We start from the raw sequence: 19792 nt of genomic DNA on the forward strand, positions 1-19792 counted from the left end.
ATCCCATTCAGTGCTGCTCGCCCGCTCGCCTGAGCAGCTTCTTGCAGCGCTCGGACAAATGCACCACCCGCAGGTGCTTGCCCGCCTTGGCATAACGCTCGCGCAGGGTCTGCAAGGCGGCGATCGCCGAATAGTCGACGAAGCTCAGGTGCTTGCAGTCCAGCGTGACGTTGACCGGATCCTGGGCGGGGTCGAACTGATTGAGAAACGGCGTGGTCGAGGCGAAGAACAGCGTGCCGTGCACCTGGTAGCGCTTGCCGCCTTCGCCATCCTCATGGCTGTCGGCATACAGCTCGCGGGCATGCTGCCAGGCGAAGTTGATCGCCGCGATGACGATACCGAACATCACGGCCATGGCCAGGTCGGTAAGCACCGTCACCACCGTCACCGCGACGATCGCCAGCACGTCGCTCAGCGGCACCTTGTGCAGTACCCGTAGGGAGGCCCAGGCGAAGGTCTGCTGGGCGACCACGAACATCACGCCCACCAGCGCGGCCAGCGGAATGCGCTCGATCAGCGGCGACAGGAACAGCACGAACAACAGGATCATCACCCCCGCCACCACGCCAGAGAGCCGTCCGCGCCCGTTGGAACTGAGGTTGATCACCGTCTGACCGATCATCGCGCAGCCGCCCATGCCGCCGCACAGCCCCGAGACCATGTTGGCTGCGCCCAACGCCACGCATTCTCGGTCAGGAAAGCCACGACTCTCGGTGATTTCGTCGGTAAGGTTGAGGGTCAGCAGGGTCTCCAGCAGACCCACCATGGCCATCAGCACGGCATAGGGCGCGATGATCTTCAGGGTCTCCAGGCTCCAGGGCACATCCGGCCAGGCCAGTTGCGGCAGACCACCGGCGATGTGCGCCATGTCGCCGAGGGTGCGGGTCGGCAGTTCGAACAGGTAGACCAGCAGGCCCACGCCCAGGATCGCCACCAGTGCTGGCGGCACCGCGCGGGTGAGTTTCGGCAGCAGGTAGACCACCAGCATGGTCAAGGCCACCAGTGCGACCATCAGGTACAGCGACAGGCCGTTGAGCCACTGCTCGCCGTCCTTGAAATGCTCGAGCTGGGCCATGGCGATGACGATCGCCAGACCGTTGACGAAACCGAGCATGACCGGATACGGCACCAGGCGCACCAGCTTGCCCAGGCGCAACACGCCAAACAGGATCATCACCACCCCGCCCAGCAGTACGGTCGCCAACAGGTACTGGGCACCGTGCTGCACTACCAGGGCGACGATCACCACCGCCATCGACCCGGCAGCGCCTGAGATCATGCCTGGACGCCCGCCGAACAACGCGGTCAGCGTACAGATGATGAACGCGCCATACAGGCCCATGAGCGGGTTCAGGTGTGCCACCAGGGCGAAGGCAATGCACTCCGGCACCAGGGCGAACGAGGTGGTCAGGCCGGCGAGCACGTCGGCGCGAAGTCGAGCAGGTTTCATGAAAATCCTGTGAGAGGTCTGCTCAGAGCCAAGCCACAAGGCCTCACTGGAGCAGGAACGAAAGGAAGGGGCGCGATGTTACGGAATTTGTCAGGCAGCGGCCACCGTGGTTCCCGTCCAGGTGACCTTGCTTTCATATCGCTGTGATCCAGACCCGGCACGATCCAGGCAAATTTGCCATCATGTGTGTTCCATCTGTGGAGACCACCCCCATGCCGCTACGCCCCCTCGTCGCCGCCCTGCTGCTGGCGGCCAGCCTCAGCGCCAGCGCCGCCACCGAAGTGCTGCCGCTGCAGCACCGCAGCAGCGCCGAACTGCTGCCCACCGCCCAGTCGTTTTTGGGCAAGGACGGCACGGTGAGCGCCTTCGAAGACAAGCTGATCGTCAACGCCAGCCCCGAGCGCATCGATGATCTGCGCAGCCTGCTGCAACAACTCGACACCGCCCCCAGGCGCCTGCTGATCAGCGTCGACAATGACGACAGCAACTACCAGGACACCCGCGGCAACGCGCGGATCATCCAGTACGGCACCAGCAACCGCGAAGGCGGACTGCAGCAGATCCAGGCCAGCGAAGGCCAGCCTGCCTTGATCCAGACGGGCAAGAGCATCCCCGTCACCAGCACCTCCAGCGACGGCTATGGTCGTGTGCAGAGCGACACCCGCTACCGCAATGTGACCCAGGGCTTCTATGTCACGCCCAGCGTGACGGGTGAAACGGTTCGTCTGCAAATCAGCACCAATAACGATCGAATGAGCCAGGAACGTCCGGATGTAGTGAATGTGCAGAGCACCGACACAACGGTCACCGGCAAGCTGGGCCAATGGATCGATCTGGCGGGGTACAACCAGCAGAGTGACGCCAACACCGCGCCTTCCACCCTCACCTACAGCACCCAACGCGGCGAAAACATGACCCTTCGGGTAAAAGTCGATCTTGTGGACTGATCCCACGCCGTTCGAGGCCTCGACCAAAGGCCTGAAAAGTGACTATGGAGTCGTATTAGACCAAAGATGTAGTGCCATAAGAAAACCACTACAAAACGTTTGACAGGGTAATTTCGCCAGGGGCATGATGGCCCCGCTCCTGCTGATCAGGGGCCCTGAGAAGGGCCTTGCCGCGCGCTTTCGCTGCTTTGACATCCGCCCCCTGACTGCGCGCCCGGAGCATCAGCACACTTACCTTCAAGATCGATGCGACGAGGTTTATTTCCATGGCACTGACACGCGAACAGCAAATTGCAGCCCTCGAGAAAGACTGGGCCGAGAACCCGCGCTGGAAAGGCGTGACCCGTACCTATACCGCCGCCGATGTCGTTCGCCTACGCGGCTCCCTGCAGCCGGAACATACGCTGGCTCGCCTGGGCGCCGAAAAACTGTGGAAGCTGGTCACCCAAGGGGCCCACCCGTCCTTCCGCCCGGAAAAAGATTTCGTCAACTGCATGGGCGCCCTCACCGGCGGCCAGGCCGTGCAGCAGGTAAAAGCCGGCATCCAGGCCATCTACCTGTCGGGCTGGCAGGTGGCTGCCGACAACAACTCCGCTGAGTCCATGTACCCTGACCAATCGCTGTACCCGGTCGACTCGGTACCGACCGTGGTCAAGCGCATCAACAACGCGTTCCGCCGTGCCGACCAGATCCAGTGGAAAGCCGGCAAGAATCCAGGCGACGAAGGCTACATCGATTACTTCGCGCCGATCGTGGCCGACGCCGAAGCCGGTTTCGGCGGCGTGCTGAACGCCTACGAGCTGATGAAGAACATGATCGAGGCAGGCGCCGCCGGCGTTCACTTCGAAGACCAACTGGCCTCGGTGAAAAAATGCGGCCACATGGGTGGCAAGGTACTGGTACCTACCCAGGAAGCTGTTCAAAAGCTGGTGGCTGCGCGCCTGGCTGCGGACGTGTCGGGTGTGCCCACCATCATCCTGGCCCGCACAGACGCCAACGCCGCCGACCTGCTGACCAGCGACTGCGACCCGTACGATCAGCCTTTCGTCATTGGCGAACGCACCCGCGAAGGCTTCTACAAGGTGCGCGCCGGTCTCGACCAGGCCATCGCCCGCGGCCTGGCCTATGCGCCGTACGCCGATCTGATCTGGTGTGAAACCGCAAAACCGGATCTGGACGAAGCACGCCGCTTCGCCGAAGCGATCAAGAAGGAATACCCGGACCAGATCCTGTCTTACAACTGCTCGCCATCCTTCAACTGGAAGAAGAATCTGGACGACGCCACCATCGCCAAATTCCAGCGCGAGCTGTCGGCCATGGGCTACAAGCACCAGTTCATCACCCTGGCGGGTATTCACAACATGTGGCACGGCATGTTCAATCTGGCGCACGACTACGCCCGCAACGACATGACCGCCTATGTGAAGCTGCAGGAGCAGGAATTCGCCGACGCCAGCAAGGGCTACACCTTCGTGGCGCACCAGCAGGAAGTGGGCACCGGTTACTTCGATGACATGACTACTGTGATTCAGGGTGGGGCGTCGTCGGTAACTGCACTGACCGGCTCTACCGAGGAAGAACAGTTCCACTGACTGTCAATGGCTCGATAGAAGCCCGGCGCTCGCAAAAGCGCCGGGCTTCGTCGTTTTATCTGCCCGCGTCCTCTACAGCAGTCATCGGCAACACTGACAACTTTTCTCCTGGTACCCACTTCACCAGGCGAGCCCGCGCCTCTAGCCGGATGCCGAGGCAGAACTCAGAATCAGGTCTATGCTTGGGGCAGCACAGCCAGCAAGGACCGTCTTATGCCTCGTCCAAGCCAACGGGTTGATGCCCGCGCGACCGCCTGCTACCGCCTCTTCAACGAGGCTCTCCGAGCTCATCGCTCCCACGCACCACTATCCTTTGCAAAAACATTGATCCAGCGCGGTACACGCGCGGCCGGAAACTGCTAGAACGAGAGTTTTTCTCATTTGCAAGTGACATATTTGCGAAGGAGGTCAGTTGCACAACAGAACTGCGAATAAACAGCATCTCAGCTAAATGCTATTAATTATCATTATTGATATCGGGATTCATTACAGCGTAAGGGAAACATAATTAACGAAACGGGTCAGAATCCCCTAAAATCAAGGCCTTCAGCGATTTACGAAAGATTTTTGTTCTTAATCCTACGAATAATTTTGCGCTGGAAATTTTACTTGCTGTGGGTTTACCCATAAAATCAGCGCGATTGATTCAGCTGCGACATTTGGTCACTGCGTCCGCGACACCGCGTCGCCGCTCTACTTATTTCAGACTGCAGAGCTGGGTCTCTGTATAAGGATTTCAAGCATGTCCGATTCGGCAGGACTCATCGCCCACAACTGGGGCTTTGCCATCTTCCTTTTGGGTGTCGTCGGCCTGTGCGCCTTCATGCTCGGCCTATCCAGCTTGCTCGGAAGCAAGGCTTGGGGCCGCGCCAAGAACGAACCCTTCGAATCCGGCATGCTGCCCGTCGGCAGCGCCCGTCTGCGCCTTTCCGCAAAATTCTATCTGGTCGCGATGCTGTTCGTGATCTTCGATATCGAAGCCCTCTTTCTCTTTGCATGGTCTGTGTCCGTCCGCGAAAGCGGCTGGACCGGATTCGTCGAAGCACTCGTTTTCATAGCAATTCTGTTGGCAGGTCTTGTCTACCTATGGCGCGTCGGAGCTCTTGACTGGGCACCCGAAAGTCGCCGCAAGCGGCAAGCGAAGCTGAAACAATGAGGCTTTGGCAATGCAATACAATCTCACCAGAATCGATCCGGATGCCCCCAACGAGCAATACCCGGTAGGCGATCGGGAAACCGTCACCGACCAACTGCTCGAAGACCAGGTCCACAAGAACATCTACATGGGGAAACTCGAAGATGTGCTGCGTGGCGCGGTCAACTGGGGTCGCAAGAACTCCCTGTGGCCGTACAACTTTGGCCTGTCCTGCTGCTACGTGGAAATGACCACGGCCTTCACGGCGCCCCACGACATCGCCCGCTTCGGCGCCGAAGTCATCCGGGCCTCGCCGCGTCAGGCCGACTTCATGGTCATCGCCGGTACCTGCTTCGTGAAGATGGCGCCGATCATCCAGCGCTTGTACGAGCAGATGCTCGAACCCAAGTGGGTCATCTCCATGGGCTCGTGCGCCAACTCCGGCGGCATGTATGACATCTACTCGGTCGTTCAGGGGGTCGACAAGTTCCTCCCCGTGGACGTCTACGTGCCTGGCTGCCCGCCACGCCCTGAGGCGTTCCTGCAGGGCTTGATGCTGCTGCAGGAGTCGATCGGCCAGGAACGACGCCCGCTTTCCTGGGTAGTGGGTGATCAAGGCATCTACCGTGCCGAGATGCCCGCCCAGAAAGACCTGCGTCGTGAGCAGCGCATTGCCGTCACCAACCTGCGCAGCCCCGACGAAGTCTGATCCAGCGACCTGCCGCCCGCTCCTCGAGGAGCCGGCGGCCTGGCTTCATTCTTAACGCTGACCCAAAGCGACCGAGACCATGACAGCGGACAACGCTATTTTCATTCCGCCCTACAAGGCAGACGACCAGGATGTGGTCGTCGAATTGCACAACCGTTTTGGCGCCGAAGCATTCGTCGCCCAGGAGACCCGCACCGGCATGCCCGTGCTGTGGGTCAAGCGCGCCCAGCTCAAAGAGGTGCTCAGCTTCCTGCGCGGTGTCGCCAAACCGTACAGCATGCTCTACGACCTGCACGGCGTCGACGAACGCCTGCGTACCCAGCGCCGCGGCTTGCCGGCGGCCGATTTCAGCGTGTTCTACCACCTGTTGTCGGTCGAGCGTAACAGCGACGTGATGATCAAAGTGTCGCTGAGCGAAGGTGACCTGAACCTGCCTTCGGTCACCGGCATCTGGCCCAACGCCAACTGGTACGAGCGCGAAGTGTGGGACATGTTCGGCATCGACTTCGCCGGCCACCCGCACCTGAGCCGCATCATGATGCCGCCCACCTGGGAAGGTCACCCGCTGCGCAAGGACTACCCTGCCCGCGCCACCGAGTTCGACCCCTACAGCCTGACCCTGGCCAAGCAGCAGCTCGAAGAAGAGTCGGCACGCTTCAATCCAGAGGCCTGGGGCATGAAACGCCAGGGCGCCAACGAGGACTACATGTTCCTCAACCTCGGCCCCAACCACCCTTCGGCCCACGGTGCCTTCCGTATCGTCCTTCAATTGGACGGCGAAGAAATCGTCGACTGTGTGCCGGACATCGGTTACCACCACCGTGGTGCCGAGAAAATGGCCGAGCGCCAGTCCTGGCACAGCTTCATCCCCTATACCGACCGCATCGACTACCTGGGCGGGGTGATGAACAACCTGCCCTACGTACTGGCGGTCGAGAAGCTGGCCGGCATCCAGGTGCCGCAGAAGGTCGACGTGATCCGCATCATGCTCGCCGAGTTCTTCCGCATCACCAGCCACCTGCTGTTCCTGGGTACCTACATCCAGGACGTCGGCGCCATGACTCCGGTGTTCTTCACCTTCACCGACCGCCAGCGCGCCTACACCGTGATCGAGGCGATCACCGGTTTCCGCCTGCACCCGGCCTGGTACCGCATCGGTGGCGTTGCCCACGACCTGCCGCGCGGCTGGGACAAGCTGGTCAAGGACTTCGTCGAATGGCTGCCCAAGCGCCTGGACGAGTACACCAAGGCGGCCCTGCAAAACAGCATCCTCAAGGGCCGGACCATCGGCGTCGCGGCCTACAACACCCAGGAAGCCCTGGCGTGGGGCACCACCGGTGCCGGCCTGCGCTCTACCGGTTGCGACTTCGACCTGCGCAAAGCCCGCCCGTATTCCGGCTACGAGAACTTCGAGTTCGAAGTGCCGCTGGCCCACAATGGCGATGCCTACGATCGCTGCATGGTCCGTGTCGAGGAAATGCGCCAGAGCATCCGCATCATCGACCAGTGCCTGCGCAACATGCCGGAAGGCCCGTACAAGGCGGACCACCCGCTGACCACGCCGCCGCCCAAAGAGCGCACCCTGCAGCACATCGAAACCCTGATCACCCACTTCCTGCAAGTCTCGTGGGGCCCGGTGATGCCGGCCAACGAGTCGTTCCAGATGATCGAGGCGACCAAGGGCATCAACAGTTACTACCTGACGAGCGATGGCGGCACCATGAGCTACCGCACCCGCATCCGTACGCCGAGCTACCCGCACCTGCAGCAGATCCCTTCGGTGATCAAGGGCAGCATGGTCGCCGACCTCATTGCGTACCTGGGCAGTATCGACTTCGTTATGGCTGACGTGGACCGCTAAGCATGAACAGCACGCTGATCCAAACCGACCGTTTCGCCCTGAGCGAAACCGAGCGCTCGGCCATCGAGCACGAGATGCACCACTACGAAGACCCGCGCGCGGCGTCCATCGAAGCCCTGAAGATCGTGCAGAAGGCACGCGGCTGGGTGCCGGACGGCGCCATCTACGCCATCGGCGAGGTGCTGGGCATCCCGGCCAGCGATGTCGAAGGCGTCGCCACCTTCTATAGCCAGATCTTCCGTCAACCGGTCGGTCGCCACATCATCCGCGTCTGCGACAGCATGGTCTGCTACATCGGCGGCCATGAATCGGTGGTCAGCCAGATCCAGAGCGAGCTGGGCATCGGCCTCGGCCAAACCACTGCCGACGGACGTTTCACCCTGCTGCCGGTGTGCTGCCTGGGCAACTGCGACAAAGCCCCGGCGCTGATGATCGACGACGACACCTTCGGCGATGTGCAGCCGGCTGGCGTTTCCAAACTGCTGGAGGGCTACGCATGACCATCACTTCCTTCGGCCCGGCCAACCGCATCGCGCGTGCGGCCGAAACCCATCCGCTGACCTGGCGCCTGCGTGAAGACGGCGAGCCGATCTGGCTCGACGAGTACCAGGCCAAGAACGGCTATGCCGCCGCCCGCAAGGCACTGGCCGAGATGTCTGCCGACGACATCGTGCAGAGCGTCAAGGACTCCGGCCTCAAGGGCCGCGGCGGCGCCGGCTTCCCTACCGGGGTGAAGTGGGGCCTGATGCCCAAAGACGAATCCATGAACATCCGCTACCTGCTGTGCAACGCGGACGAAATGGAGCCCAACACTTGGAAGGACCGCATGCTGATGGAGCAACAGCCCCATCTGCTGGTCGAGGGCATGCTGATCAGCGCCCGCGCCCTGAAGGCTTATCGGGGCTACATCTTCCTGCGTGGCGAATACACCACCGCCGCCAACAACCTCAACCGCGCCATCGCCGAAGCCAAGGCCGCCGGCTTGCTGGGCAAGAACATCCTGGGCAGCGGCTTCGACTTCGAGCTGTTCGTGCACACCGGTGCCGGTCGCTACATCTGCGGTGAAGAAACCGCGCTGATCAACTCGCTCGAAGGCCGCCGCGCCAACCCGCGCTCCAAGCCGCCCTTCCCCGCCGCCGTCGGCGTGTGGGGCAAGCCGACCTGCGTGAACAACGTCGAGACCCTGTGTAACGTGCCCGCCATCGTTGCCAACGGCAACGACTGGTACAAGTCGCTGGCCCGCGAAGGCAGCGAGGATCACGGCACCAAGCTGATGGGGTTCTCCGGCAAGGTGAAGAATCCGGGTCTGTGGGAGCTGCCGTTCGGCGTCACCGCTCGCGAGCTGTTCGAGGACTACGCCGGCGGCATGCGCGACGGCTTCAAGCTCAAGTGCTGGCAGCCTGGTGGCGCCGGTACTGGCTTCCTGCTCCCTGAGCACCTCGATGCGCAGATGTACGCAGGCGGCATCGCCAAGGTCGGCACCCGCATGGGTACGGGCCTGGCCATGGCCGTGGACGACAGCGTCAACATGGTCTCGCTGCTGCGCAACATGGAAGAGTTCTTCGCCCGCGAGTCGTGCGGCTGGTGCACGCCATGCCGTGATGGCCTGCCATGGAGCGTGAAGATGCTGCGCGCCCTGGAGAAAGGCCAGGGCCGCGCCGAAGACATCGAGACCCTGCTGGGCCTGGTCAACTTCCTCGGCCCAGGCCGCACCTTCTGTGCTCACGCACCCGGTGCCGTCGAGCCCTTGGGCAGTGCCATCAAATACTTCCGGTCCGAGTTCGAGGCCGGTGTCGCGCCAGCAAGCGCTGCCGACACCCTGCGCCCGAACCTGGCCCAGCCGATTACGGTTGGCGCATAACAAGATGAAACGCGGGTGGTCCGTGCCACCCGCCGGCTTTGCAGGCGCGCGCAGGTATGACGCGAGCCGCAGGCGCACAGATTTCCATTAGCCACGCCCGCTCACGCGGGCCAACGAAGAACTTTGAACAATGGCCACTATCCACGTAGACGGCAAAGCGCTCGAAGTCAACGGTGCAGACAACCTGTTACAGGCCTGTCTGTCGCTCGGCCTCGACATCCCTTATTTCTGCTGGCACCCAGCGCTCGGTAGCGTTGGTGCTTGCCGGCAATGCGCGGTCAAGCAGTACACCGACGAGAACGACACCCGTGGTCGTATCGTCATGTCCTGCATGACCCCCGCCTCCGACGGCACCTGGATCTCCATCGAGGATGAAGAATCCAAGGCGTTTCGCGCCAGCGTCGTCGAATGGCTGATGACCAACCACCCGCACGACTGCCCGGTGTGCGAGGAAGGCGGTCACTGCCACCTGCAGGACATGACGGTCATGACCGGCCACAACGAGCGCCGCTACCGTTTCACCAAGCGCACTCACCAAAACCAGGACCTCGGCCCGTTCATCGCCCATGAGATGAACCGCTGCATCGCCTGTTATCGCTGCGTGCGCTACTACAAGGACTATGCCGGTGGTACCGACCTGGGCGTGTACGGCGCTCACGACAACGTGTACTTCGGCCGCGTCGAAGACGGCGTGCTGGAAAGCGAGTTCTCGGGCAACCTGACCGAGGTCTGCCCGACCGGCGTATTCACCGACAAGACCCACTCCGAGCGTTACAACCGCAAGTGGGACATGCAGTTCGCCCCGAGCATCTGCCACGGCTGCTCCAGCGGCTGCAACATCAGCCCCGGCGAGCGCTACGGCGAACTGCGTCGGATCGAGAACCGCTTCAACGGCTCGGTCAACCAGTACTTCCTGTGCGACCGCGGCCGCTTCGGCTACGGCTACGTCAACCGTAGCGACCGCCCGCGCCAGCCGCTGCTGGCCGATGGCACCAAGCTTTCGCTGGACGCTGCCTTGGACAAGGCCGCCGACCTGCTGCGCGGTCGTACCATCGTCGGCATCGGCTCGCCTCGCGCCAGCCTGGAGAGCAACTACGGCCTGCGTGAACTGGTCGGTGCCGAGTACTTCTATTCGGGTATGGAAGCCGGCGAGTTGGCCCGCGTGCGCCTGGTGCTCGACGTGCTGAACAACAGCCCGTTGCCGGTGCCAACCCTGCGCGAGATCGAAGACCACGACGCCGTGTTCGTGCTCGGCGAAGACCTGACCCAGACCGCCGCCCGCGTCGCCCTGGCCGTGCGCCAGGCCACCAAGGGCAAGGCCGAGGCCATGGCCGAGGGCATGAAAGTGCAACCCTGGCTCGACGCCGCCGTGAAGAACATCGGTCAGCACGCGCTGTACCCGCTGTTCATCGCCTCGCTGGCTGAGACCAAGCTCGATGACGTCGCCGAGGAATGCGTCCACGCTGCGCCCGCCGACCTCGCCCGCCTGGGCTTTGCCGTGGCCCACGCCATCGACCCAAGCGCCCCGGCCGTCGCAGGTCTGGACGCCGACGCGCAAGCCCTCGCTCAACGCATCGCCGACGCCCTGATCGCCGCCCAGCGCCCGCTGGTCATTGCCGGTACTTCACTGGCCGACCCTGCGCTGGTCGAAGCGGCCGCCAACATCGCCAAGGCCCTGAAGCTGCGCGAGAAGAACGGCTCGCTGAGCCTGGTGGTGCCTGAAGCCAACAGCCTCGGCATGGCAATGATGGGTGGCGACGCCGTCGACGGCGCGCTGGACGCCGTGATCAGCGGCAAGGCCGACGCCATCGTGGTCCTGGAAAACGACTTGTACGCCCGTGTTCCGGCCGCCAAGGTCGACGCAGCCCTGGCTGCCGCCAAAGTGGTGATCGTCGCCGATCACTCCAAGACGGCCACCACCGACCGTGCCCACCTGGTACTGCCCGCCGCGTCCTTCGCCGAAGGCGACGGCACCCTGGTGAGTCAGGAAGGCCGTGCACAGCGCTTCTTCCAAGTGTTCGATCCGCAATACCTGGACAGCAGCATCCTGGTGCATGAAGGCTGGCGCTGGATGCACGCCCTGCGTGCCACCCTGCTCGACAAGCCGGTGGACTGGACTCAACTGGACCATGTCACCAGCGCTTGCGCCGCCGCCGCGCCGCAGTTGGCTGGCATCGTCGATGCCGCACCGAGCGCCGCTTTCCGCATCAAGGGCATGAAGCTGGCCCGCGAACCGCTGCGCTACTCCGGCCGCACGGCCATGCGCGCCAACATCAGCGTGCACGAGCCGCGTACTCCGCAAGACAAGGACACTGCCTTCGCCTTCTCCATGGAAGGCTACTCGGGCTCGACCGAACCGCGTCAGCAAGTGCCGTTCGCCTGGTCGCCAGGCTGGAACTCGCCACAGGCGTGGAACAAGTTCCAGGACGAAGTCGGCGGTCACCTGCGTGCCGGTGATCCGGGTGTGCGCCTGATCGAGTCGCAAGGCGATCGTCTGAGCTGGTTCGAGGCCATCCCAGGCGCGTTCAATCCCGCTCGCGGCACTTGGACGGCGGTACCGTTCTTCCACCTGTTCGGCAGCGAGGAGAACTCTTCGCGCGCCACCCCGGTACAGGAGCGCATTCCTGCGGCCTACGTCGCGCTGGCCAAGTCCGAAGCCGACCGCCTGGGCGTCAATGAAGGCGCATTGCTGAGCCTGGACGTGGCCGGCGTCTCGCTGCGCCTGCCACTGCGCATCAATGAAGCACTGGGCGCAGGCCTGGTGGCGCTGCCGAAAGGCCTGGCCGGCATTCCCCCGGCCATCTTCGGTGCACTCGTCGAAGGTCTGCAGGAGGCAGCACAATGAGCTGGTTCACCCCCGAAGTGATCGATGCGATCCTCGCCGTCCTGCGCGCCATCGTGGTGCTGCTGGCGGTGGTGGTCTGCGGTGCACTGCTCAGCTTCGTCGAGCGTCGCCTGCTGGGCTGGTGGCAGGACCGCTACGGTCCGAACCGTGTCGGCCCGTTCGGCATGTTCCAGATCGCCGCCGACATGCTGAAGATGTTCTTCAAGGAAGACTGGAACCCACCCTTCGTCGACCGCGTGATCTTCACCCTGGCCCCGGTGGTGGCGATGAGCGCCCTGCTGATCGCCTTCGTGGTGATCCCGATCACCCCGACCTGGGGCGTGGCGGACCTGAACATCGGCCTGCTGTTCTTCTTCGCCATGGCCGGTTTGTCGGTGTATGCCGTGCTGTTCGCCGGCTGGTCGTCGAACAACAAGTATGCCCTGCTGGGTAGCTTGCGCGCCTCGGCACAGACCGTGTCGTACGAGGTGTTTCTGGGCCTGGCGCTGATGGGCGTGGTGGTGCAGGTGGGCTCGTTCAACATGCGCGATATCGTCGAGTACCAGGCACAGAACCTGTGGTTCATCATTCCGCAGTTCTTCGGCTTCTGCACCTTCTTCATCGCTGGCGTTGCCGTGACTCACCGTCACCCATTCGACCAGCCCGAAGCGGAACAGGAACTGGCCGACGGCTATCACATCGAGTATGCCGGCATGAAGTGGGGCATGTTCTTCGTCGGTGAGTACATCGGCATCATCCTCATCTCGGCGCTGCTGGTGACCTTGTTCTTCGGCGGCTGGCACGGTCCGTTCGGCATCCTGCCGCAACTGTCGTTCCTGTGGTTCGCCCTGAAGACCGGCTTCTTCATCATGCTGTTCATCCTGCTGCGCGCCTCGATCCCGCGCCCACGCTATGACCAGGTGATGGACTTCAGCTGGAAGTTCTGCCTGCCGCTGACCCTGATCAATTTGCTGGTGACCGCTGCGATCGTGCTCTACAACACGCCAGCCGTCGCGGCCCAGTGAGGATTTGACCCATGTTCAAGTATATCGGCGACATCGTTAAGGGCACCGGCACTCAGCTGCGCAGCCTGGCCATGGTGTTCTCCCACGGGTTCCGCAAACGCGACACCCTGCAGTACCCCGAAGAACCCGTGTACCTGCCGCCGCGCTACCGCGGCCGCATCGTCCTGACCCGCGACCCGGATGGCGAGGAACGCTGCGTGGCGTGCAACCTGTGCGCCGTGGCTTGCCCGGTCGGTTGCATTTCGCTGCAGAAGGCCGAGACCGAGGACGGACGCTGGTACCCGGAGTTCTTCCGCATCAACTTCTCGCGCTGCATCTTCTGCGGCTTGTGTGAAGAAGCGTGCCCGACCACCGCGATCCAGCTCACTCCGGATTTCGAAATGGCCGAGTTCAAGCGTCAGGACCTGGTGTACGAGAAAGAAGATCTGCTGATCTCCGGCCCCGGCAAGAACCCTGACTACAACTTCTACCGTGTTGCGGGCATGGCGATCGCCGGCAAGCCGAAAGGCGCCGCGCAGAACGAAGCCGAGCCGATCAACGTGAAGAGCTTGCTCCCATAAGGACAGAAAGATGGAATTCGCTTTCTACTTCGCATCCGGGATCGCCGTGGTTTCCACCCTTCGGGTGGTGACCGGGACCAACCCCGTGCACGCCTTGCTGTACCTGATCATTTCGCTGATCTCTGTAGCCATGATCTTCTTCGCCCTCGGCGCGCCATTCGCCGGCGCCCTGGAAGTGATCGCCTACGCCGGCGCCATCATGGTGCTATTCGTCTTCGTGGTGATGATGCTCAACCTGGGACCGGCCTCGGTCGCCCAGGAACGCGGCTGGCTCAAGCCCGGCATCTGGGCGGGGCCGGTGATTCTCGCCGCACTGCTGTTGCTGGAACTGCTCTACGTGCTGTTCGTGGCACCTAGCGGCGCCGCCATCAGCGGCACCACCATCACCCCGAAAGAAGTCGGCATCAGCCTGTTCGGCCCCTACCTGCTGGTGGTCGAACTGGCCTCGATGCTGCTGCTGGCTGCGGCCGTCACCGCCTTCCACCTGGGCCGCAACGAGGCGAAGGAGTAAATCATGGGTGCTATCCCTCTCGAACACGGTCTGGCGGTTGCCGGCATCCTGTTCTGCTTAGGTCTGGTCGGGCTGATGGTCCGGCGCAACATCCTCTTCGTGCTCATGAGTCTGGAAGTCATGATGAACGCCTCTGCCCTGGCGTTCATCGTCGCCGGTGCCCGCTGGGTCCAACCCGACGGTCAGGTGATGTTCATTCTGGTGATCAGCCTGGCAGCCGCCGAGGCCAGCATTGGCCTGGCGATCCTGCTGCAACTGTATCGCCGCTTCCACACTCTCGACATCGATGCTGCCAGTGAGATGCGCGGATGAATCTTCTCTTCCTGACTTTCGTCTTCCCCTTGATCGGCTTCCTGCTGCTGTCGTTCTCGCGCGGGCGGTTCTCGGAGAACCTGTCGGCCCTGATCGGCGTCGGCTCGGTTGGCCTCTCGGCCGCCACCGCCGCCTACGTGATCTGGCAGTTCAACGTCGCCCCGCCGGCCGGTGGCGCGTACAGCCAGTTGCTCTGGCAGTGGATGTCGGTGGACGGCTTCGCGCCGAACTTCACCCTGTACCTGGACGGCCTGTCGGTCACCATGCTGGGGGTGGTCACCGGCGTGGGCTTCCTGATCCACCTGTTCGCCTCTTGGTACATGCGCGGCGAAGCCGGTTACTCGCGCTTCTTCTCGTATACCAACCTGTTCATCGCCAGCATGCTGTTCCTGATCCTGGGCGATAACCTGCTGTTCATCTACTTCGGCTGGGAGGGCGTGGGCCTGTGCTCGTACCTGTTGATCGGCTTCTACTACAGCAACCGCAACAACGGCAATGCTGCTCTCAAGGCCTTCATCGTCACCCGTATCGGCGACGTGTTCATGGCCATCGGCCTGTTCATCCTGTTCGCCCAACTGGGCACGCTGAACGTTCAGGAACTGCTGGTACTGGCGCCCCAGAAATTCCAGGCTGGCGACACCTGGATGGTCCTGGCCACCCTGATGCTGCTCGGGGGTGCGGTCGGTAAGTCGGCGCAGTTGCCGCTGCAGACCTGGCTGGCCGATGCCATGGCCGGTCCCACCCCTGTATCGGCACTGATCCACGCGGCGACCATGGTCACCGCAGGCGTCTACCTGATCGCCCGTACCCACGGTCTGTTCACCCTGGCCCCGGACGTGCTGCACCTGGTCGGCGTGGTGGGTGGTGTCACCTTGGTGCTGGCAGGCTTCGCGGCACTGGTGCAGACCGACATCAAGCGTATCCTCGCCTACTCCACCATGAGCCAGATTGGCTACATGTTCCTCGCCCTGGGTGTAGGAGCCTGGGATGCGGCCATCTTCCACCTGATGACCCACGCCTTCTTCAAGGCCCTGCTGTTCCTCGCTTCCGGCGCGGTGATCGTGGCCTGCCACCATGAGCAGAACATCTTCAAGATGGGTGGGCTGTGGAAGAAGCTGCCGCTGGCCTACGCCAGCTTCGTGGTCGGGGGCGCGGCACTGTCGGCCCTGCCGATCCTGACCGTGGGCTTCTACTCCAAGGACGAGATCCTCTGGGAAGCGTTCGCCAGTGGCAACACCAACCTGCTCTACGCAGGCCTGGTGGGCGCCTTCATGACCTCGCTGTACACCTTCCGCCTGATCTTCATCGCCTTCCACGGCGAGGCCAAGACCGAAGCCCACGCCGGCCACGGCATCAGCCACTGGCTGCCACTGGGCGTGCTGATCGTGCTGTCGACCTTCGTCGGTGCCTGGATCCATCCGCCGCTGGCCGGCGTGCTGCCGGAAAGCGCCGGTCACGCCGGTGGCGCAGCCAAGCACTCGTTGGAAATCGCCTCGGGCGCCATCGCCTTGGCGGGCATCCTGCTGGCCGCCGTGCTGTTCCTGGGCAAGCGTCGTCTGGTCACCGCCATCGCCCACAGCAGCATCGGTCGCGTACTGTCGGCCTGGTGGTTCGCGGCCTGGGGCTTCGACTGGATCTACGACAAGCTGTTCGTCAAACCTTACCTGCTGATCAGCCACCTTCTGCGCAAGGATCCGGTTGACCGTGGTATTGGCCTGATTCCTCGCATGGCTCGCGGTGGCCACGTCGCCATGAGCAAGACCGAGACCGGTCAGCTGCGCTGGTATACCGCCTCCATTGCCGTAGGTGCCGTCTTGGTACTCGGCGCCGTGATTGTGGCTGCGGTATGACCGTGAATATTGCGAACCTCGCGAACCTTGCGACTCTGCGAAAGGAAACGAACCCGTCATGATTCTGCCTTGGCTGATCCTGATCCCCTTCATCGGCGGCTTCCTGTGCTGGCTGGGTGAGCGCTTCGGCGCCACCCTGCCGCGCTGGATCGCGCTGCTGACCATGTCCCTGCTGCTCGGCATCGGCCTATGGCTGTGGGGCACCGGCAACTACACCCTGGCCCCCGCTCCGGGCGCCGAGCCCGCCTGGGCGCTGGAATACAAGGTCCAGTGGATCCAGCGCTTCGGCATCAGCATCCACTTGGCCCTGGATGGCCTGTCGCTGCTGATGATCCTGCTCACCGGCCTGCTCGGCGTGCTGTCGGTGCTGTGTTCCTGGAAAGAGATCCAGCGCCACGTCGGCTTCTTCCACCTCAACCTGATGTGGATCCTCGGTGGCGTGGTCGGTGTATTCCTGGCCCTGGACCTGTTCCTGTTCTTCTTCTTCTGGGAAATGATGCTGGTGCCGATGTACTTCCTCATCGCGCTCTGGGGTCACAGCTCGGCCGATGGCAAGAAGACCCGGATCTACGCCGCTACCAAGTTCTTCATCTTCACCCAGGCCAGTGGCCTGATCATGCTAGTGGCGATTCTTGGCCTGGTGCTGGTCAACTACAACACCACCGGCGTGATCACCTTCAACTACAGCGATCTGCTCAAGGCGCAGTTGCCGCCAGGTGTCGAGTACCTGCTGATGCTCGGCTTCTTCATCGCCTTCGCGGTCAAGCTGCCGGTGGTGCCATTCCACTCGTGGCTGCCTGACGCCCACGCCCAGGCGCCGACCGCCGGCTCCGTGGACCTGGCCGGTATCCTGTTGAAGACTGCCGCCTACGGCCTGCTGCGTTTCGCCCTGCCGTTGTTCCCCAATGCCTCGGCCGAGTTCGCCCCCATCGCCATGACCCTGGGTCTGATCGGCATCTTCTACGGCGCCTTCCTGGCCTTCGCGCAGACCGACATCAAGCGCCTGATCGCCTTCTCCAGCGTCTCGCACATGGGCTTCGTGCTGATCGGCATCTACTCCGGCAGCCAGCAAGCCCTGCAAGGCGCGGTGATCCAGATGCTCGCCCACGGTTTGTCGGCCGCCGCGCTGTTCATCCTGTCCGGCCAGCTGTACGAGCGCCTGCATACCCGTGACATGCGCCAGATGGGTGGCCTGTGGCACCGCATCGCCTACCTGCCGGCCATCAGCCTGTTCTTCGCCGCCGCGTCGCTAGGCTTGCCAGGCACCGGTAACTTCGTCGGCGAGTTCCTGATCCTGATCGGCAGCTTCGCCCACGTGCCATGGATCACCGTGATCGCCACCACTGGCCTGGTGTTTGGTTCGGTCTACTCGCTGATCATGATCCACCGCGCCTATTTCGGTCCGAGCAAGGCTGACACCGTCTTGGCCGGCATGGACACTCGCGAGCTGATCATGGTGCTGGGTCTGGCGGCACTGCTGGTCCTGCTGGGCGTGTATCCGCAGCCGTTCCTCGACACCTCTGCCGCCACCATGAGCGGTGTGCAGCAGTGGCTCGGTTCCGCTTTCACTCAACTCGCTTCGGCCCGGTAAGAGCGCTATGGAATTCACCACTCAACACTTCATCGCATTGGCGCCGATGCTGATCACCACCCTCACCACGGTGGTGGTGATGCTGGCGATCGCCTTCAAGCGCAATCACTCGCAGACCTTCCTGCTGTCGACGGTGGGCCTGAACCTGGCCCTGCTGTCGATCCTGCCCGCCTTGAAAGTGGCACCACTGGCGGTCACCTCCCTGGTGACCATCGACAAGTTCGCCTGCCTGTACATGGCGATCGTCCTGGTGGCGACCCTGGCCTGCGTGACGCTGGCCCACGCCTACCTGGGCGAAGGCGCCAAAGGTTTCCCAGGCAACCGTGAAGAGCTGTACCTGCTGCTGCTGATGTCGGCCCTGGGCGGTCTAGTGCTGGTCAGCGCCAACCACCTCGCCGGCTTGTTCATCGGTCTGGAACTGCTGTCGGTTCCGGTCTATGGCCTGGTGGCGTATGCCTTCTTCAACAAGCGCTCACTGGAAGCCGGCATCAAGTACATGGTGCTGTCGGCTGCGGGCTCGGCCTTCCTGCTGTTCGGCATGGCGCTGCTGTACGCCGATGCCGGCAGCCTGACCTTCGACCAGTTGGGCAAGGCTTTGGCCGCGACCAGCATGCCGAGCCTGCTGGCCCAGCTGGGCCTGGGCATGATGCTGGTTGGCCTGGCCTTCAAGCTGTCGCTGGTGCCCTTCCACCTGTGGACCCCGGACGTCTACGAGGGCGCCCCGGCGCCAGTGGCCGCGTTCCTGGCCACCGCCAGCAAGGTCGCGGTATTTGCCGTGGTGGTACGTCTGTTCATGCTCTCCCCTGCTGCCAGCAGCGGCGTGCTGAGCACCGTGCTGGCGGTGATCGCGGTAGCCTCGATTCTGGTCGGCAACTTGCTGGCACTGACCCAGAGCAACCTCAAACGGCTGCTTGGTTACTCATCCATCGCCCACTTCGGCTATCTGCTTATCGCCTTGGTGGCGAGCAAAGGCCTGGCCATGGAAGCCATGGGCGTGTACCTGGTCACCTACGTGATCACCAGCCTCGGCGCCTTCGGCGTGATCACCCTGATGTCCTCGCCCTACGCCGGCCGTGACGCCGACGCGCTGTACGAGTACCGCGGCCTGTTCTGGCGTCGTCCGTACCTGACGGCGGTGTTGACCGTGATGATGCTGTCGCTGGCGGGTATTCCGCTCACGGCAGGCTTCATCGGCAAGTTCTACATCATCGCCACCGGTGTGCAATCGCAACTGTGGTGGCTGGTCGGGGCCCTGGTGATCGGCAGCGCCATCGGCGTCTACTACTACCTGCGGGTCATGGTCACCCTGTACCTGGCCGAGCCGAACCTGCGCAGCCACGATGCACCGCTGCGTTGGGAACAACGTGCCGGTGGCGTGATGCTACTGGCCGTGGCGATCCTCGCGTTCGTGCTGGGCGTGTACCCGCAACCGCTGCTGGACCTGGTCCAGCAGGCTGGACTGCACCTGGTCGGTTGATACACTGACCGCAAAACAAGACACCCCGCTTCGGCGGGGTGTCTTGTTTCAGGAGCAGGCACTGCACCAGGCATCGTTCAGCCGAGG

Annotated in this window: 16 protein-coding genes; 15 read left to right on the plus strand and 1 reads right to left on the minus strand. The window is 62.9% G+C overall.

Going from position 1 to position 19792, the window contains the following annotated elements; genetic code table 11:
* Positions 1-7: 7 nt before the first annotated feature.
* Positions 8-1450 carry a SulP family inorganic anion transporter gene (locus tag Q6A47_RS00280; protein WP_304482513.1) on the minus strand — a complete coding sequence of 481 codons (1443 nt, stop codon included), beginning with the start codon at positions 1448-1450 and terminating at the stop codon, positions 8-10.
* 212 nt (positions 1451-1662) lie between these two features.
* On the opposite strand from Q6A47_RS00280, the gene Q6A47_RS00285 reads away from it, so the two are divergent.
* From Q6A47_RS00285 to nuoN, 15 genes are all read left to right on the plus strand, one after another.
* Complete coding sequence (locus Q6A47_RS00285; protein WP_304482514.1) at positions 1663-2397, plus strand: secretin N-terminal domain-containing protein; 735 nt, start codon at positions 1663-1665, stop codon at positions 2395-2397.
* A 266-nt stretch (positions 2398-2663) separates the two neighbouring features.
* Positions 2664-3989, plus strand: a complete 1326-nt coding sequence (gene aceA, locus Q6A47_RS00290) for an isocitrate lyase (protein ID WP_039578362.1) — start codon at positions 2664-2666, stop codon at positions 3987-3989.
* Between the two features lie 742 nt (positions 3990-4731).
* A complete protein-coding gene (locus Q6A47_RS00295) occupies positions 4732-5145 on the plus strand; it encodes an NADH-quinone oxidoreductase subunit A (RefSeq protein WP_029614112.1) in 414 nt (137 codons plus the stop codon).
* A gap of 10 nt (positions 5146-5155) precedes the next feature.
* The gene (locus tag Q6A47_RS00300) at positions 5156-5833 is read left to right on the plus strand and encodes a NuoB/complex I 20 kDa subunit family protein (RefSeq protein WP_029614113.1); all 678 of its coding nucleotides are present in this window, start codon (positions 5156-5158) and stop codon (positions 5831-5833) included.
* 79 nt (positions 5834-5912) lie between these two features.
* Positions 5913-7694, plus strand: a complete 1782-nt coding sequence (gene nuoC / locus Q6A47_RS00305) for an NADH-quinone oxidoreductase subunit C/D (RefSeq protein ID WP_029614114.1) — start codon at positions 5913-5915, stop codon at positions 7692-7694.
* Between the two features lie 2 nt (positions 7695-7696).
* A complete protein-coding gene (nuoE, locus tag Q6A47_RS00310) occupies positions 7697-8194 on the plus strand; it encodes an NADH-quinone oxidoreductase subunit NuoE (RefSeq protein ID WP_029614115.1) in 498 nt (165 codons plus the stop codon).
* Positions 8191-9555: an NADH-quinone oxidoreductase subunit NuoF gene (gene nuoF / locus Q6A47_RS00315; protein ID WP_295481787.1), complete on the plus strand. Its 1365-nt coding sequence runs from the start codon at positions 8191-8193 to the stop codon at positions 9553-9555. Before nuoE ends, nuoF begins: the two co-directional genes overlap by 4 nt.
* A gap of 130 nt (positions 9556-9685) precedes the next feature.
* Positions 9686-12400, plus strand: coding sequence for an NADH-quinone oxidoreductase subunit NuoG (nuoG, locus tag Q6A47_RS00320; RefSeq protein WP_304482515.1), 2715 nt, complete (start codon positions 9686-9688; stop codon positions 12398-12400).
* Complete coding sequence (gene nuoH / locus Q6A47_RS00325; RefSeq protein ID WP_029614116.1) at positions 12397-13404, plus strand: NADH-quinone oxidoreductase subunit NuoH; 1008 nt, start codon at positions 12397-12399, stop codon at positions 13402-13404. Before nuoG ends, nuoH begins: the two co-directional genes overlap by 4 nt.
* A gap of 11 nt (positions 13405-13415) precedes the next feature.
* Positions 13416-13964, plus strand: a complete 549-nt coding sequence (gene nuoI / locus Q6A47_RS00330) for an NADH-quinone oxidoreductase subunit NuoI (RefSeq protein WP_016488223.1) — start codon at positions 13416-13418, stop codon at positions 13962-13964.
* 10 nt (positions 13965-13974) lie between these two features.
* Positions 13975-14475, plus strand: a complete 501-nt coding sequence (nuoJ, locus tag Q6A47_RS00335; protein ID WP_039578378.1) for an NADH-quinone oxidoreductase subunit J — start codon at positions 13975-13977, stop codon at positions 14473-14475.
* 3 nt (positions 14476-14478) lie between these two features.
* Positions 14479-14787 (plus strand): NADH-quinone oxidoreductase subunit NuoK, encoded by a 309-nt coding sequence (gene nuoK / locus Q6A47_RS00340; protein ID WP_008096201.1) that lies wholly within the window; start codon positions 14479-14481, stop codon positions 14785-14787.
* The gene (gene nuoL, locus Q6A47_RS00345; protein WP_039578386.1) at positions 14784-16637 is read left to right on the plus strand and encodes an NADH-quinone oxidoreductase subunit L; all 1854 of its coding nucleotides are present in this window, start codon (positions 14784-14786) and stop codon (positions 16635-16637) included. The genes nuoK and nuoL overlap by 4 nt, the downstream gene beginning before the upstream one ends.
* A 58-nt stretch (positions 16638-16695) precedes the next feature.
* The gene (nuoM, locus tag Q6A47_RS00350; RefSeq protein ID WP_029614118.1) at positions 16696-18228 is read left to right on the plus strand and encodes an NADH-quinone oxidoreductase subunit M; all 1533 of its coding nucleotides are present in this window, start codon (positions 16696-16698) and stop codon (positions 18226-18228) included.
* A 7-nt stretch (positions 18229-18235) separates the two neighbouring features.
* Complete coding sequence (nuoN, locus tag Q6A47_RS00355; RefSeq protein WP_029614119.1) at positions 18236-19705, plus strand: NADH-quinone oxidoreductase subunit NuoN; 1470 nt, start codon at positions 18236-18238, stop codon at positions 19703-19705.
* Positions 19706-19792: the final 87 nt, after the last annotated feature.

It is taken from the genome of Pseudomonas boreofloridensis (assembly GCF_030580795.1).
Classification (GTDB): domain Bacteria; phylum Pseudomonadota; class Gammaproteobacteria; order Pseudomonadales; family Pseudomonadaceae; genus Aquipseudomonas; species Aquipseudomonas boreofloridensis.